This window comes from Streptomyces sp. PsTaAH-137 (assembly GCF_003259365.1).
GTDB lineage: Bacteria > Actinomycetota > Actinomycetes > Streptomycetales > Streptomycetaceae > Streptomyces.
The window spans coordinates 480,783-495,935 of record NZ_QLLY01000006.1; the positions used below are offsets into that span (position 1 = coordinate 480,783).

General features: G+C 70.7%; 15 protein-coding genes. 7 read left to right on the plus strand and 8 right to left on the minus strand.

The features are described from left to right. Positions 1-66: 66 nt before the first annotated feature. Complete coding sequence (locus K377_RS16760) at positions 67-1,737, minus strand: fumarate hydratase (RefSeq protein WP_161194987.1); 1,671 nt, start codon at positions 1,735-1,737, stop codon at positions 67-69. A gap of 165 nt (positions 1,738-1,902) precedes the next feature. On the opposite strand from K377_RS16760, the gene K377_RS16765 reads away from it, so the two are divergent. Together K377_RS16765 and K377_RS16770 are read left to right on the plus strand one after the other, a co-directional pair. Beyond that, positions 1,903-2,574: a DUF1707 domain-containing protein gene (locus K377_RS16765; RefSeq protein WP_111664127.1), complete on the plus strand. Its 672-nt coding sequence runs from the start codon at positions 1,903-1,905 to the stop codon at positions 2,572-2,574. A 184-nt stretch (positions 2,575-2,758) separates the two neighbouring features. Further along, on the plus strand, positions 2,759-3,127 hold the full coding sequence (locus K377_RS16770; protein ID WP_111664128.1) for a WhiB family transcriptional regulator: 369 nt from the start codon (positions 2,759-2,761) through the stop codon (positions 3,125-3,127). Between the two features lie 64 nt (positions 3,128-3,191). Here the strand turns inward: K377_RS16770 and glpX are convergent, their stop codons facing one another. Beyond that, complete coding sequence (gene glpX / locus K377_RS16775; RefSeq protein WP_111664129.1) at positions 3,192-4,232, minus strand: class II fructose-bisphosphatase; 1,041 nt, start codon at positions 4,230-4,232, stop codon at positions 3,192-3,194. 219 nt (positions 4,233-4,451) lie between these two features. On the opposite strand from glpX, the gene K377_RS16780 reads away from it, so the two are divergent. Further along, positions 4,452-4,988 (plus strand): DUF4245 domain-containing protein, encoded by a 537-nt coding sequence (locus tag K377_RS16780; RefSeq protein ID WP_111664130.1) that lies wholly within the window; start codon positions 4,452-4,454, stop codon positions 4,986-4,988. A gap of 167 nt (positions 4,989-5,155) precedes the next feature. Here the strand turns inward: K377_RS16780 and K377_RS16785 are convergent, their stop codons facing one another. The 3 genes from K377_RS16785 to xseA form a co-directional block, all read right to left on the minus strand. Continuing rightward, positions 5,156-5,746, minus strand: a complete 591-nt coding sequence (locus tag K377_RS16785) for a malonic semialdehyde reductase (protein ID WP_111664131.1) — start codon at positions 5,744-5,746, stop codon at positions 5,156-5,158. Between the two features lie 114 nt (positions 5,747-5,860). After that, the gene (locus tag K377_RS16790; protein ID WP_111664132.1) at positions 5,861-6,103 is read right to left on the minus strand and encodes an exodeoxyribonuclease VII small subunit; all 243 of its coding nucleotides are present in this window, start codon (positions 6,101-6,103) and stop codon (positions 5,861-5,863) included. Positions 6,104-6,117: 14 nt separating this feature from the next. After that, a complete protein-coding gene (gene xseA, locus K377_RS16795; protein WP_111664133.1) occupies positions 6,118-7,335 on the minus strand; it encodes an exodeoxyribonuclease VII large subunit in 1,218 nt (405 codons plus the stop codon). A 113-nt stretch (positions 7,336-7,448) separates the two neighbouring features. On the opposite strand from xseA, the gene K377_RS16800 reads away from it, so the two are divergent. Further along, entirely contained in the window at positions 7,449-9,035 is a 1,587-nt protein-coding gene (locus K377_RS16800) for a choice-of-anchor A family protein (RefSeq protein ID WP_111664134.1), read from the plus strand. Positions 9,036-9,069: 34 nt separating this feature from the next. On the opposite strand, the gene K377_RS16805 is transcribed toward K377_RS16800, so the two are convergent. Then, on the minus strand, positions 9,070-10,449 hold the full coding sequence (locus tag K377_RS16805; protein WP_111664135.1) for an APC family permease: 1,380 nt from the start codon (positions 10,447-10,449) through the stop codon (positions 9,070-9,072). Between the two features lie 85 nt (positions 10,450-10,534). On the opposite strand from K377_RS16805, the gene K377_RS16810 reads away from it, so the two are divergent. Together K377_RS16810 and ppgK are read left to right on the plus strand one after the other, a co-directional pair. Next, a complete protein-coding gene (locus K377_RS16810) occupies positions 10,535-11,548 on the plus strand; it encodes a 4-hydroxy-3-methylbut-2-enyl diphosphate reductase (protein ID WP_111664136.1) in 1,014 nt (337 codons plus the stop codon). Between the two features lie 30 nt (positions 11,549-11,578). Continuing rightward, a complete protein-coding gene (gene ppgK / locus K377_RS16815; RefSeq protein WP_111664137.1) occupies positions 11,579-12,325 on the plus strand; it encodes a polyphosphate--glucose phosphotransferase in 747 nt (248 codons plus the stop codon). Positions 12,326-12,339: 14 nt separating this feature from the next. Here ppgK and K377_RS16820 read toward each other — a convergent pair whose 3' ends face one another. After that, positions 12,340-12,975 carry a DUF6542 domain-containing protein gene (locus K377_RS16820; RefSeq protein ID WP_111664138.1) on the minus strand — a complete coding sequence of 212 codons (636 nt, stop codon included), beginning with the start codon at positions 12,973-12,975 and terminating at the stop codon, positions 12,340-12,342. A gap of 166 nt (positions 12,976-13,141) precedes the next feature. Between K377_RS16820 and ychF the strand changes: the two genes are divergently transcribed. Continuing rightward, a complete protein-coding gene (gene ychF / locus K377_RS16825; RefSeq protein WP_111664139.1) occupies positions 13,142-14,230 on the plus strand; it encodes a redox-regulated ATPase YchF in 1,089 nt (362 codons plus the stop codon). A 116-nt stretch (positions 14,231-14,346) separates the two neighbouring features. On the opposite strand, the gene K377_RS16830 is transcribed toward ychF, so the two are convergent. Next, on the minus strand, positions 14,347-14,976 hold the full coding sequence (locus K377_RS16830; protein ID WP_181512584.1) for a DUF6000 family protein: 630 nt from the start codon (positions 14,974-14,976) through the stop codon (positions 14,347-14,349). Positions 14,977-15,153: the final 177 nt, after the last annotated feature.

A 15,153-nucleotide genomic window follows, 5' to 3' on the forward strand; every position in this document is an offset into this window, starting at 1 on the left:
GCCGGACGGACCGATGAAGGGGGCTCGGGCCCGTCCGGCGGATACGCGCGTGAGGCGCGCGTGCGGTCAGGCCAGGCCGGGGCCGCGCACCGGGATGGTCGTGAAGGTCGGCTCGGGGGCCGGGTTCTGGAAGAAGTCGTTGCCCTTGTCGTCGACGACGACGAACGCCGGGAAGTCCTCGACCTCGATCTTCCAGACCGCCTCCATGCCGAGCTCCTCGTACTCGACGACCTCGACCTTCTTGATGCAGTCCTGGGCGAGACGGGCGGCCGGGCCGCCGATCGAGCCGAGGTAGAAGCCGCCGTGCGCGTCGCACGCGTCGGTGACCTGCTGGGAGCGGTTGCCCTTGGCCAGCATCACCTTGGAGCCGCCCGCGGCCTGGAACTGCTCCACGTAGGAGTCCATCCGGCCGGCCGTGGTCGGGCCGAAGGAGCCCGACGCGTAGCCCTCGGGCGTCTTCGCGGGGCCCGCGTAGTACACCGGGTGGTCCTTCAGGTACTGGGGCATCTCCTCGCCCGCGTCCAGCCGCTCCTTGATCTTGGCGTGCGCGATGTCACGGGCGACGACGAGCGGGCCGGTCAGGGAGAGCCGGGTCTTGACCGGGTACTTGGTCAGCTCGGCGAGGATCGCGTCCATCGGCTGGTTGAGGTCGATGTTCACGACATCGCCCTCTTCTTCCAGGTGCTCGTCGGTGGTCTCGGGCAGGAAGCGCGCCGGGTCGGTCTCCAGCTGCTCCAGGAAGACGCCCTCGGCGGTGATCTTCGCGACGGCCTGGCGGTCGGCCGAGCAGGAGACGGCGATGGCGACCGGGCAGGAGGCGCCGTGCCGCGGCAGGCGCACCACGCGCACGTCGTGGCAGAAGTACTTGCCGCCGAACTGCGCGCCGATGCCGATCTTCTGCGTCAGCTCGAAGACCTTCTCCTCCAGCTCCTTGTCCCGGAAGCCGTGGCCGAGCGCGGAGCCCTCGGAGGGCACGTTGTCCAGGTAGTGCGCGGAGGCGTACTTGGCGGTCTTCAGCGCGTACTCGGCGCTCGTACCGCCGACGACGATGGCGAGGTGGTACGGCGGGCACGCGGCCGTGCCGAGCGAGCGGATCTTCTCCTCCAGGAACTTCATCATGGAGGCCTCGTTCAGGACGGCCTTCGTCTCCTGGTAGAGGAACGACTTGTTGGCCGAGCCGCCGCCCTTGGCCATGAACAGGAACTTGTAGGCGCCGCCGTCGGTCGCGTACAGCTCGATCTGCGCGGGCAGGTTCGAGCCGGTGTTCTTCTCGTCCCACATGTTCAGCGGGGCCATCTGCGAGTAGCGCAGGTTCAGGTTCTTGTAGGCGTCGTAGATGCCCTTGGAGAGCGCCTTCTCGTCCGCGCCCTCGGTCAGCACGTTCTGCCCGCGCTTGCCCATGACGATCGCGGTGCCGGTGTCCTGGCACATCGGGAGCACGCCCGCCGCCGCGATGTTCGCGTTCTTCAGCAGGTCGAGCGCCACGAACTTGTCGTTGTTCGACGCCTCGGGGTCGTCGACGATGCGGCGCAGCTGCGCGAGGTGGGCCGGGCGCAGGTAGTGCTGGATGTCGTGGATCGCCTCTTCGGCGAGCTTGCGCAGCGCCTCCGGCTCGACCTTCAGGAACGTACGGCCGTCCGGCCCCTCGGCGGTGGAGACACCCTCCGAGGTCACCAGGCGATACGGGGTGGTGTCCTCGCCCTGGGGGAGCAGATCGGTGTACGCGAACTCAGGCATCTCGCCCATTCCTCTTTCGACCGGTGGCAGCTGGCATCCGTTGGCAGCGCCAACCAGGTTAGAACCTGCTCGCGCGGCCGGGCCTGTGAGGTAAGGCTCAGTCGGTCCCGGTTCGGTGCCCGCGCACCCTAGTCGCGATCTATCGCGTTTGGGTACGCTGCTGTCGTGGACCTTCAAAAGAGCCCCGAGCCCAGCGCCCCCGTGGCGGAGCCGACCGACCTGCGCGCGTCCGACGCGGACCGCGACCGCGTCGCGGACATCCTGCGCGAGGCGCTGGCGGAGGGCCGGCTCGACGCGGAGGAGCACGCCGAGCGGATCGACGGGGTGTACCGCGCCAAGACGGTCGGTGAGCTGGAGCCGCTGGTCAGGGATCTGCCCGGCGCGCACGCGGGCGGACCGTCCGTCGCCTCCGCGGCGCCGGACCGGCCGGCGCCCGGCACCATCCCGCCGCTGCCGGGGGAGAACCTGGTGGCGGTGTTCAGCTCCACCACCCGCAGGGGCCGCTGGCGCGTGGGCCGGCGCACGCACGCGTACGCCGTGTTCGGCAGCGTGGAGATCGACCTCAGCGAGGCGATCTTCGAGTACCCGCAGGTCTACATCAAGGCGGTCTCCGTCTTCGGCAGCGTCGACATCCGCGTCCCGGAGAACATCTCGCTGCGCGGCAGCGGCGGCGGCATCCTCGGCAGCTTCGACGTGGACGCGCTGGACGCGCCGGAGCCGGACGCCCCGGTCGTCTATGTCGACGGCGCCGCGGTGCTCGGCAGCGTCGAGGCGAGACCCAAGCGCGGAAAGATCGTCGCGAAGATCGAGAAGCACCTGCGCAAGCACTTCGGCTGAGCCCGCCGGAAGCCTGCGGCTGAACTCCCGTACGCCCTCGGGAACTTCCGTGCTTCGGAACTCAGTGCATAGGCGTCGACACAGCGGGTAGAGCTTGGGGCATCGTCTACCGGTCGTTCAGCGATCGACCCTGTTGCCTCTGAAGCTCGCGAAAGCCGCCGTAAGCCGTCGTCAGGAGTAGACCGTGCTGCATCCGCCGCATCAGTCCTCGCAGGTAGCCGCCGTTCCGCAGCAGCGGGTGCCCGTGCGGGACCGCGATCAGGACGCACCGTGGCACACGGAGGCCGTGTGCAGGCGCGACGAGGCGGGACTGTTCTTCGCCCCATCCAAGGAGCCCACCGCCGCGCGCCTCGCGCGCGAGGAGGCGGCCAAGCGGGTCTGCGCCCGCTGCCCGGTCCTGGTCGAGTGCCGCGAGCACGCCCTGCTCCAGCCGGAGCCGTACGGGGTCTGGGGCGGCCTGACGGCGGCCGAACGCCGCGTCGTCCTCGCCCGCAGGCGCCGCCGCGACGTGGAGCTCAAGAACACGGGGCGCCCGGTGGCGGCGGCAGGCTAGCAAGCGCCGAGGCGCAAAAAGGCGCCCCGTGCGACGGGGCGCCCTCAGCCGAGATCCGGGCCCGCTACTTGGCCCGGTCGAAGTCGATCGCGGAGTAGGCGCGCAGCTTGCTCAGCCGGTGCTCCGAGTCGATCTGCCGGATGGTCCCGGACTTGGACCGCATCACGAGGGACGACGTGGTCGCCCCCTCGGACTGGTACCGGACCCCGCGCAGCAGCTCGCCGTCCGTGATGCCGGTGGCCACGAAGAACACGTTCTCCCCGGAGACCAGGTCGTCGGTGGACAGCACCCGGTCCAGGTCGTGCCCGGCGTCGAGCGCCCGCTGCCGCTCCTCGTCGTCCTTGGGCCACAGCTTGCCCTGGATCACACCGCCCAGGCACTTCATGGCGCAGGCGGAGATGATGCCCTCCGGCGTACCGCCGATGCCGAGCATCAGGTCGATGCCGGTGCCCTCGCGCACGGCGAGGATCGAACCGGCGACATCGCCGTCCGAGATCAGCTTGATCCGGGCGCCGGTCTCCCGGATCTCCTTGATCATGCCCTCGTGGCGCGGCCGGTCGAGGATGACGACGGTGACGTCCTCGGGGGCGCGCCGCTTCGCCTTGGCGACCCGGCGGATGTTCACCGACACCGGGGCGTTGATGTCCACGTAGTCCGCGGCTTCCGGGCCGGTGACCAGCTTGTCCATGTAGAAGACGGCGGACGGGTCGAACATCGTGCCGCGGTCGGCGGCGGCCAGCACCGCGATCGCGTTCGGCATGCCCTTCGCGCAGAGCGTCGTGCCGTCGATCGGGTCGACGGCGATGTCGACCTCGGCGCCGGTCCCGTCCCCGACGTGCTCCCCGTTGAACAGCATCGGGGCCTCGTCCTTCTCGCCCTCGCCGATGACGACGACACCGTTCATCGACACGGTGGAGACGAGGGTCCGCATGGCGCGCACGGCGGCGCCGTCCGCCCCGTTCTTGTCGCCGCGCCCGACCCAGCGGCCGGCGGCCATGGCGGCCGCCTCGGTGACGCGGACCAGTTCCAGGGCGAGGTTGCGGTCGGGGGCCTCGGAAGGAACCTCGAGTTCGGACGGCAGCTGGTGATGCTGATGCTCGGTCATCGAGACGCACCTTTCTGTTCCGGCGTTTCCTGCCGGGATACGACGACGGCCGGATGAGGGTTGATGTGCCCCGACTCTATCGCTCGTACGACAATCTGAGCAGACCGCCCCACGAATGAGCGGATACGTTCATGACAGGTATGCACATCGGTGTGCATACCGGGCCGCGAACGGGGACCTCCCGGCGGAGATCGTTCGGCCACCTGCGACGATGGGCGGGTGGCAGGAAGAAATGGCAAGAAGACGGTGGGCAGCCTGGTGCTGTCCCTGGGTGTCTGCGTCGTGGCGGCGGGCGTGATCTACGTGTTCGTCCCGCACGACGATTCCAAGGAGACGCCTGTCAAGCGCGTGGACTACCGGGTGGAGCTGCTCTCGGCCCGCCGCGCGGCCTCCTATCCGGTGGCCGCCCCCGAGGGCCTGGCGAAGTCGTGGAAGCCCACGTCCGTGCGCTACGACGGCGAGGGCAACGAGGCCTGGCACCTCGGCTTCCTCGACCCCGACGGCCAGTACATCGCCGTCGAGCAGTCGACCGACAAGCCGACCCGTTTCATCGACGAGGCGAGCCAGGGCGCCGAGGAGACCCGCCACGAGCAGACCATCAACGGCGCGCGGTGGCAGCGCTACACGGGCGAGAAGTACGACGCCCTGGTCCTGAAGCAGAAGAACGCCACGACGGTGGTGACCGGCACGGCGGGCTTCGACGGCCTGACGAAGATGGCCGAGGCGCTGAAGATGGAGCGCGACACGTCGGTGTGACGTGTCGCGCGGTCGCCCGCACCCGGGTTGTCGTTCGTGTGCGGCCCGGTGGCCGCTTCTCGCGCAGTTCCTCGCGCCCCTGAGACGCGCACTTCGTGCGGCATCTCATCATGCGAAAGGGCCCCGGCTTCTGGGGGAAGCCGGGGCCCTTTCGGGTGCGTGGGGGCTCAGACCGTGGTGATGACCTGGTCGAGCTCGAGGCGCGGGGAACGGGGGAACCAGGCGTTGTCGCCGGGCTTGCCGATGTTGATGACCATCAGGGGGGTGTGGTCGTCGTCCAGGAACTCCTTCTGGACGCCGGCGAAGTCGAAGCCGGTCATCGGGCCCGCGGCCAGACCGGCGGCACGCACGCCCATGATGAAGTAGCCGGCCTGCAGCGTGGCGTTGACCAGCGCGGCCTGCTCGCGGACCGGGCGCTCGGAGAAGAACGCGTCCTTGGCCTGCGGGAAGTGCGGGAGCAGCTGCGGAAGCTCCTCGTGGAACTCGTTGTCCGCGGAGAGGATCGCGACCAGCGGGGCCGAGGCGGTCTTCGGCTGGTTGCCCTCGGCCATGTGCTTCACGAGGCGCTCGCGGGCCTCGGGGGAGCGGACCAGGGTGATGCGCAGCGGCGACTGGTTGAAGGCGGTCGGGCCGTACTTGACCAGGTCGTAGATCGCCTGGACCTGCTCGTCGGTCACCGGCTCGTCGGTGAAGGTGTTCGCGGTGCGGGCCTCGCGGAAGAGCAGGTCCTGGGCGGCGGAGTCAAGAACGAGGGACATTGATCAACCTTCTCGTACGGATCAACTGATGTCCCCGACCCTACGCCGATGAGGTTCAACTTTCAACAAACACCCTCGTGACCCTCTTCACAAGGGCCCGCGAGGCCGCAGCGGTCACTCCTCCGGGTCGCCCTCCGCCCCGTCCCCGTCGGCCTCCTCGGCCAGCGCCGCGTCGAGCCGGGCCCGCGCCCCGTCCAGCCAGCGCCGGCACACCTTCGCCAGCTCCTCGCCCCGCTCCCACAGCGCGAGCGACTCCTCCAGGGACGTGCCACCGGCCTCCAACCGCCGTACGACATCGATCAGTTCGTCCCGGGCCTGCTCATAGCCGAGCGCCTCGTCGGCCGCCTTCGTGGTCATGCTGTTGTCCGTCCTCACGCTTCGGTTTCTGTGACTCGTACGGTGAACTCGCCCTCGGCGACCCGGGCCCGCAGCTCCTCGCCGCCCGCCGTCTCGTCCGGGCCGCGCACCACGTGGCCGTCGGCCTTCTGAAGGACCGCGTAGCCCCGCTTGAGGGTGGCGGCCGGGGAGAGGGCGACCACGCGCGCGTGCGTGTGCGTCAGCTCCGACTCGGCGCGGTCCAGGAGATGGCCGAGGGTGCGGCGGCTGCGCTCGGTCAGCGCCGTGATCTGCGCCTCGCGGTCGTCGACCATCCGGTGCGGGTCCTCTATCGAGGGCCGGGCCAGCGCCGCGGCGAGCCCCCGCTCCTCCCGGTCGAGGAACGCCTCCACGCTGCGCCGGGCCCGGTCCCGCAGGAACCGCACCCGCTCGTACTCCTCACCGACGTCCGGCACCACCTTCTTGGCGGCGTCGGTCGGGGTGGAGGCCCGCAGGTCGGCGACGTAGTCGAGCAGGGGGTTGTCCGGCTCGTGCCCGATCGCGGAGACGACCGGCGTCCGGCACGACGCCACGGTCCGCACCAGCTGCTCGTCCGAGAACGGCAACAGGTCCTCCACGCTGCCGCCGCCGCGCGCCACGACGATCACGTCGACCTCGTCCAGCGCGTCCAGCTCCTTGACCGCCTGGACGACCTGCGGCACCGCGTGCACGCCCTGCACCGGCACATTGCGCACCTCGAAGCGGACGGCGGGCCAGCGGTGCCGCGCGTTCTCCAGGACGTCGCGCTCGGCCGCCGACGCCCGCCCGCAGACCAGGCCGATCAGCTGCGGCAGGAACGGCAGCGGCTTCTTGCGGTCGGCCGCGAACAGCCCCTCGGCCGCCAGCGACTTCTTCAGCATCTCCAGACGCGCGAGCAGCTCACCGACGCCGACGGGCCGGATCTCGGCGGCCCGCAGCGAGAGCTGGCCGCGCGGCGCGTACCACTCCGGCTTCGCGTGCACGACGACCCGGGACCCCTCGCGGACCACGTCCGCCACCGCGTCGAACACCTGTCGGTAGCAGGTGACCGAGACGGAGATGTCGTGCGACGGATCGCGCAGCGTCAGGAACACGACCCCCGCGCCGGGCCGCCGGGACAGCTGCGTGATCTGCCCCTCGACCCACACGGCACCGAGCCGGTCGATCCATCCGCCGATCAGCCGGGACACCTCACCGACGGGGACCGGGGTGTCCGGGGACGTGTTGACAGCCATGCCGCGAGCGTAGCCGCCTGCACCGACAGCCTGTGGGTCACACGGGTTGTCCTGAGCGTGCCCCGGCGCGACCTGCCGCACGGCGCCGCCCGCCGTCCCTAGCGTCGGCCGGTATGACAAACCTGATCAGGACCGCTGTCCCGGTGGCCGTGGCGGCGACCGGCGCCGTGTGCGCCTGCGCTCTGGTGGCCGCCTCACCGGTCAGCTCCGCGCCCGCCGCCCCGGCCCGTGACACCGTCTCGGTCGGCAACCCCGTCGCGGGCAGTAACGGCTTCGGGGTCGTCACCGAGGACGACGCCTACCTCGGCAGCACCGAGTCGGAGGGCCCGGTCGCCGTCGGCGGTGACCTCCGCTTCGGCGCCGGCTACAACGTCTCGCTGAACACCGCGGGGTCCTTCGTCGCCCCCGGCGACACGCAGCCCACCGCGCTGCTCGTCGGCGGCCGGGTCCGCTACGACCAGAGCGACCCGTCCGGCGTCCTCAAGGTCCTCCAGAACGGCTACGTCAAGATCGGCGACATGACCGGCGGGCAGGCCCTGGACACCGACGGCAACGGCGCCGCGGCCAACACCCACGTCGACGCCCAGGGCGCCGCGTACGACGCCACCCCGCGCATCGAACTCAGCACCCGCGAGGCCGCCGCGAAGGTCGGCGCCTCCGGCCTCATGGACTTCCCCGGCCTGTTCACCACGTACCGGGAACGGGCGACCGAGATGGCGAGCTGCGCCAACAACGTCACCCTGCTCGACGGCAACGGCGACCCGCTCCCCGACCAGTCGACGGTGCCCGCGAACTCCCAGATCAAGCTCCGCCTCGACACCACCCGCACCAACGTGCTGCACCTCACCGGCGCGATGCTCGACAACATCTCCACGCTGACCCTGCTCAATCAGCCGACGGCCGCCGCGCCCCTGGTCGTCGTCGTGGACACCACCGCCGAGGGCGGCGACTACACCTGGCACGCCCCGACCATGGCGGGCGTCGGCGACTCCCAGAACCACATCCTGTGGGACTTCCCGGACGCGACCAGGATCACCAACCCCGACGGCGACGAGATCGAGGGCACGGTCTACGCCCCGAGCGCCGAGTTCATCGACCTGGACTCCTCGAACATCGAGGGTGACGTCATCGTCAAGTCGCTCGTCCAGGGGTCGACGGCGGCGGTCGGCGGGAACGCGGTCAACGCGGGGGAGATGCACTACCACCCGTTCGACGGGGTCGTGCGGTGCGACGACGAGACGTCGCCGACACCTACGCCCACTCCGACTCCGACTCCGACTCCGACTCCGACGCCGACTCCTACTCCGACGCCGACTCCTACTCCGACGCCGACGGTGACGCCGTCGCCGGACAACGGCACGGCCACGCCGAGCCCGAGTCCGACGCCGACTCCCACGCCTACCCCGACCGGCAGCCCCTCGCCCACGCCCACCCCCTCCGAGAGCACCCCGACGCCCACGCCCACGCCCACCTCCTCCCCGTCGCCGAGCAGCCCGACGCCCACCGCCACGGCGCCCACCACGGCCCCCGGCACGCCCACCCCGACCCCCACGCCCTCGCCCACCGGCCCCGCCCTCGCCCACACCGGGTCCGACCGCCGCGGCACCGCCGTCATCGGCGGCATCGCGGTGGCCCTGGTGGCCGCCGGTGCCGGAGCCCTGGCCCTGGGACGGCTGCGCAGGAACGGCCGCCACCGCTGACCCGGGCACCCCGAGCGGGGCGGGCGGCACCCGGCTACACGGGATCCGCCGCCCGCCCGCGCTGCGCCACCAGCACCACGAGCCCGACCACCAGCCAGATCGCACCCACCACCTGCGCCGTCCCCGAGGCCTCCACGATCACCGCGACGGCGATCGCCGCACCGACCACCGGCACCAGCAGATGCCGCCACCAGCTCACCGGCCCGCCCTGCCGGCGCACCACGAACCAGCCCACGACACTGGCGTGCAGCAGCGTGAACGCGGTCAGCGCGCCGATGTCGACCACCGACGTCAACTGGTCGAGACCGTCGTCACGGCGGGCCGCCCACACCGCCGCGACCAGCGTGATCACCGCCGCCACCAGCAGCGCGGCGCGCGGCACGCCCGAGTCCGTCCGGGACAGCACCTTCGGCAGCCGCCGGTCACGGGCCATCGCGAACACCAGCCGGCCCGCCGCGGCCTGCCCGGCCAGCGCCGCGAACGCCGCGCCGATCGCCTTGCTCACCGCCACCAGATCGTGCAGCCAGCCGCCGACCGACGCGTCCACGGTGTCGTAGAACGCGGAGCCCTGCTTCGCCGGATCGGCCGCCATCTGCGCCGACGACACCGGCTCAAGCAGCGCCGCCAGGTACGTCTGCGCGACGAACAGCACACCGGTGAGCACCAGGCAGAACAGCACCGCCCGCGCGACCTTCGCCGAACCGCCGGTGACCTCCTCGGCGAACGTGGCGATGGCGTCGAAGCCCAGGTACGAAAGGACGGCCACCGACACCGCGCCGAGCACCGCCGACAGCGCGAACGCGCCCTGGGTGCCGTCCCCGGTCAGCGGCGACAGCCAGCCGCGCTGCGCCCCGTCCGTCGCCAGCACCACGATCGCCGAGACGATGAAGATCACCAGCACCACGATCTCCAGCGCCAGGACCGCGAAGCCGACCCGGGCCGCGGCCCGTACGCCCCACAGGTTGAGCAGCGTCGTGATCACCACGGCGAGCGCCGTCCACACCCACCGCGACACGTCCGGCACCAGCGAGTTCATCGCGATCCCGGAGAACAGGTACGCCACCGCCGGGATCAGCAGATAGTCGAGCATCGCCATCCAGCCCGCGATGAACCCGGGCCCCTTTCCGAGCCCCACGCGCGCGTAGGCGTACACGGAACCCGCGCGCGGGGCGACCCGCACCATCTGGGCGTAGCTGAAAGCGGTGAACGCCATGGCGATCGTGGCGACGACGTAGACGAGCGCGACCGCGCCGTGCGACTTCGCGTCCAGGGTGCCGAAGACGCCGACCGGCGCCATGGGGGCGATGAACAGGAGCCCGTAGACCACCAGATCCCGGAAGCCGAGGTTCCGGCGAAGTTTGCCGTCCGGGACCTCGGGGGTCCCGGGGACTTCGGACGCGGCTGGTACGGACATCGTGCCTCCGTTGATCGGGCAGGCTCCCGGGCTTCACCAGTCTCCCCAGCCGGGCGATCTTTGGCCTGCTGGGGTCGGCCTTACGATGGGGGACATGACTGCTACGACTGGCTCCCGCCGTGTCCTGCTCGCCGCTCCCCGTGGCTACTGCGCCGGTGTGGACCGTGCCGTGATCGCCGTCGAGAAAGCCCTGGAGCAGTACGGGGCCCCGATCTATGTCCGCCACGAGATCGTGCACAACAAGTACGTCGTGCAGACCCTGGAGCGGAAGGGCGCCATCTTCGTCGAACAGACGGAGGAGGTCCCCGAGGGCTCGATCGTGATGTTCTCGGCGCACGGTGTCGCACCGACCGTCCACGCGGAGGCCGAGCGCGGCAGGCTGGCGACGATCGACGCCACCTGCCCGCTCGTCACCAAGGTCCACAAGGAAGCGATCCGCTACGCCAACGACGACTTCGACATCCTCCTGATCGGCCACGAGGGCCACGAGGAGGTCATCGGCACCTCTGGCGAGGCCCCGGACCACATCACGCTGGTCGACGGCCCCGAGGACGTCGCCAAGGTCGAGGTCCGCGACCCGGAGAAGGTCGTCTGGCTCTCCCAGACCACGCTCTCCGTCGACGAGACGATGGAGACCGTCGACGCCCTGAAGACCAAGTTCCCCGGTCTCGTCTCCCCGCCGAGCGACGACATCTGCTACGCCACGCAGAACCGCCAGCTCGCCGTGAAGCAGATGGGCGCCGAGTCCGACCTCGTCATCGTCGTCGGCTCGCGCAACTCCTCCAACTCGGTCCGTCTCGTCGAGGTCGCCAAGCTGGCCGGCGCGAAGGACGCGCACCTCGTGGACTACGCGAGCGAGATCGACGAGTCCTGGCTGGACGGCGTGACCACGGTCGGCGTCACCTCCGGGGCCTCCGTGCCGGACGTCCTCGTTGAGCAGGTCCTGGAGTACCTGTCGCAGCGCGGCTTCGCCGACGTGGAGATCGTGAAGGCGGCCGAGGAGTCCATCACCTTCTCGCTGCCCAAGGAGCTCCGCCGCGACCTGCGCGCCGAGGCCGCCGCCCTCGTGGAGCGCGCGGATTCCACCTCCGGGAAGTGACCGTGCGTCTCCCGTCGTAACGTGGAGCGCATGGAGATCTTCGGTGTGGACATCGGCGGATCAGGGATCAAGGGCGCTCCGGTCGATCTGGAGCGCGGCGATCTCGCCGAGGAGCGGTTCAAGGTGCTGACCCCGCAGCCGGCCACCCCCGACGCGGTGGCCGACGGGGTCAAGCAGGTCGTGGAGAACTTCGCGGGCGGCTGCGACCGGGTCGGCATCACCTTCCCGGGCGTCGTCACCGGCGGCTCGACGATCCGGACCGCGGCCAACGTGGACAAGAGCTGGATCGACGTCGACGCGCAGGCCCTGCTGAGCGAGAAGCTCGGCGGGGTGCCCGTCACGATCCTGAACGACGCGGACGCCGCCGGCGTCGCCGAGATGCACTTCGGCGCCGGCCGCGGCCGCAAGGGCACGGTCCTGCTGCTCACCCTCGGTACGGGCATCGGCAGCGCCCTCTTCACCGACGGCACCCTGGTGCCCAACACCGAGCTGGGTCACCTGGAGCTGCACGGTCACGACGCCGAGAAGCGGGCCTCCACCAAGGCCCGCGAGGACGAGGATCTGAGCTGGGAGCACTGGTCCAGACGCGTCACCAAGTACCTCGCGCACGTCGAGATGCTGTTCTCGCCCGAGCTGTTCATCATCGGCGGCGGCATCAGCCGCAAGGCCGACAAGTTCCTGCCGCTGATCAAGGGCATCAAGGCGGAGATCGTCCCGGCGGAGCTGCAGAACAACGCGGGGATCGTGGGAGCGGCGATGGCGGCGCGCGAAGCCTGAGCCCGGGACCGGCCCTAGGCGCGCCGCGGCTTGGGCGTCTTCTGGGGCCTGGCCTGCTCCTGCTGCCCGGCCGGGCGCTGGGCGGCCGCGGCCCTGCGCCGCGCCATCAGCCGTACCTTCCGTACGGCGGCGACGAGAGCGGCGACGAGGGTGCCGCCGTACAGCCAGCCCGCGCTCGTCGCCAGGGTCGTCACCAGGCCCGCGAGGTGCCCGCTGATCCCGTCACCGCCGTCGCCGACGAAGAAGGCGCCGAGGGCGAACGCGATGGGCACCGCGACCGGCGCCGTCACCAGGTCCGCCTTGCGCACCCAGCCCGCGGTGAGCCCGCTGACCAGCACGAAGAACACGCCGTACACGGCCACGGCGCCGCCGAACAGCAGCCCGTCGAGGAACCCGAGCACCAGCATCGACGCGGCGGCGAACAGCCCGCTGCCCAGGCCCGTCAGTCTCGGGTCGGGGAACCTACGGAGCGCGCGCACCAGCGGCGGCATCGGCCGGCCCTCGCCGCCGCCCGCGCGGTAGACGGTGGCGGACTCGGCGGACGGCGCCACGGCACGCCCGTCACCGGGCTCGCCCTGCGCCTGCGGGGGCAGCGGGGTCCGGCCGCGGCGGGGCCGGGATTGCGGGGGACGCGTCCTGTGTTGCTCCACAGGCCCAACATAGGTGGGCTTATAGGCGCAATACGCCGCGGGACACGCGCTTAGTTCAAGCTTGACCGTTGTTGGTTCGGGTGTTCGACGCGTCGCCGGGCCGGGGGCGGCGGGGCCGTAGACTGGTGGACCGCCCCCACCCACCTCTTGTACGGGAAGTCGCAACGTGTCGCTCACGATCGGAATCGTCGGTCTGCCCAATGTCGGCAAGTCGACCCTGTTCAACGCCCTGACCAAGAACGACGTGCTCGCGGCCAACTACCCGTTCGCCACGATCGAGCCGAACGTCGGCGTGGTGGGCGTCCCCGACACCCGCCTCACGAAGCTGGCGGAGATCTTCAGCTCCCAGAAGGTCCTCCCGGCCACGGTCGACTTCGTCGACATCGCGGGCATCGTGCGCGGCGCCTCCGAGGGTGAGGGCCTGGGCAACAAGTTCCTGGCGAACATCCGCGAGTCCGACGCGATCTGCCAGGTCATCCGCGCCTTCAAGGACGAGAACGTCGTGCACGTCGACGGCAAGGTCTCGCCCAAGGACGACATCGAGACGATCAACACCGAGCTGATCCTCGCCGACCTCCAGACCATCGAGAAGGTCCTGCCGCGCCTCCAGAAGGAGTCGCGCATCAAGAAGGACGTGGTCCCGAAGGTGAAGGCGGTCGAGGAGGCCAAGGAGATCCTGGAGAAGGGCGACACCCTCTTCTCGGCGGGCATCGTCCAGGGCTCCGGCAAGGAGGAGCTCCTCCACGACCTCCACCTGCTCACGACCAAGCCCTTCCTCTACGTCTTCAACGTCGACGAGGACGAGCTGACCGACGAGACCTTCAAGGCCGAGCAGCGCGCCCTGGTGGCCCCGGCCGAGGCGATCTTCCTCAACGCCAAGCTGGAGCAGGACCTCGCCGAGCTCGACGAGGAGGACGCCATGGAACTCCTCCAGTCGGTCGGCGCCGAGGAGCCCGGCCTCGCCACCCTCGCCCGCGTCGGCTTCGACACCCTCGGCCTCCAGACCTACCTGACGGCCGGCCCCAAGGAATCCCGCGCCTGGACGATCAAGAAGGGCGCCACGGCCCCCGAGGCGGCCGGCGTCATCCACACGGACTTCCAGAAGGGCTTCATCAAGGCCGAGGTCATCTCCTTCGACGACCTGGTCGAAACGGGCTCGGTCGCCGACGCCCGCTCGGCGGGCAAGGCGCGCATGGAGGGCAAGGACTATGTGATGCAGGACGGGGACGTGGTGGAGTTCCGCTTCAACGTCTGACGCATCCGGCGAAGGTCCGTCCGATCCGCGGCAGAGCGGGTTGGGCGGACCTTTGGTGTGCATGCGCCGAGGCCAGCGTCAGGTCGGCAGCAGCTCCGCGTGGTCGCAGCAGGCGGTCAAGACGGGGTCCAGGCGTCGGCGAAGTCGCACTGGAGGTCCGTCCAGCGGCGAGCCTCGGCGGGGGTGGGGCTGGGCCGGCCGAGGCGTCCCACGCCTTCGACCCACTGGTCCCAGAGGCCGTCGGGCCGGGTGAAGCGGCGGGCGTGGGCGGTGCCGAGGCGATCGTCGAGGCGAAGCAGGGCCCCGAGGGCAGCGGTCTGGTCGTAGTAGAGGTCGGTGCGGGCCAAGTAGTGATCGAGGTAGGCGGTGAGGATCTCGGCGTCCGCGACGGTGCCGAAGCGGGCCAGGGCGAAGCAGTAGGCCCCTCCGGAGTAGCAGACCTCGCTGGCCAGGAGCAGGTCGCCGATGCGCGTCCGGAACCGTTCGCGCCGGTCGACGCCGATCAGCCAGGCGGCGGTGAGACGTGAGCGCCACTCGTAGCCGAGGAGGGCTCTCAGTTCTTCGTCCGTGATCGTGGCGGCGTCGTCGAGCAGGTGCCGGGTGAAGCGCGTGGTGTGCCGCCACCGGGGGCTCAGAAAGCGGCTGCTGTTCAGGACGAGGTAGCGCGGGAGGCCGCCGTAAGTCCTTGACACGTATCTCTCGACCACGTGGCCGTGGCCGATCTCCTCGGGGCGCTGGGACGGCATCGGTCACCTCTCCGGTTGCAGGTCGGCGCGATCGATCCGGCAGATGCGGGCCGAGGGCCGACCCGGGCCCGCGCCGGCCCGGAATCCCGTCGTCCCCCCAGAGGCGTACGGGACAGATCCCGTACGCGCCGGGCACGGCGTCGAGTACGCGCAGGAGGGGCAGGGGTGGCGGTCGCA

Coding starts and splice junctions, on each gene's coding strand:
- K377_RS16760 (WP_161194987.1), bottom strand. CDS start 1,737: ATGCCTGAGTTCGCGTACACCGATCTGCTCCCCCAGGGCGAGGACACC.
- K377_RS16785 (WP_111664131.1), bottom strand. CDS start 5,746: ATGTCCCTCGTTCTTGACTCCGCCGCCCAGGACCTGCTCTTCCGCGAG.
- glpX (WP_111664129.1), bottom strand. CDS start 4,232: ATGACCGAGCATCAGCATCACCAGCTGCCGTCCGAACTCGAGGTTCCT.
- K377_RS16800 (WP_111664134.1), top strand. CDS start 7,449: ATGACAAACCTGATCAGGACCGCTGTCCCGGTGGCCGTGGCGGCGACC.
- xseA (WP_111664133.1), bottom strand. CDS start 7,335: ATGGCTGTCAACACGTCCCCGGACACCCCGGTCCCCGTCGGTGAGGTG.
- K377_RS16805 (WP_111664135.1), bottom strand. CDS start 10,449: ATGTCCGTACCAGCCGCGTCCGAAGTCCCCGGGACCCCCGAGGTCCCG.
- ppgK (WP_111664137.1), top strand. CDS start 11,579: ATGGAGATCTTCGGTGTGGACATCGGCGGATCAGGGATCAAGGGCGCT.
- K377_RS16810 (WP_111664136.1), top strand. CDS start 10,535: ATGGGGGACATGACTGCTACGACTGGCTCCCGCCGTGTCCTGCTCGCC.
- K377_RS16790 (WP_111664132.1), bottom strand. CDS start 6,103: ATGACCACGAAGGCGGCCGACGAGGCGCTCGGCTATGAGCAGGCCCGG.
- K377_RS16830 (WP_181512584.1), bottom strand. CDS start 14,976: ATGCCGTCCCAGCGCCCCGAGGAGATCGGCCACGGCCACGTGGTCGAG.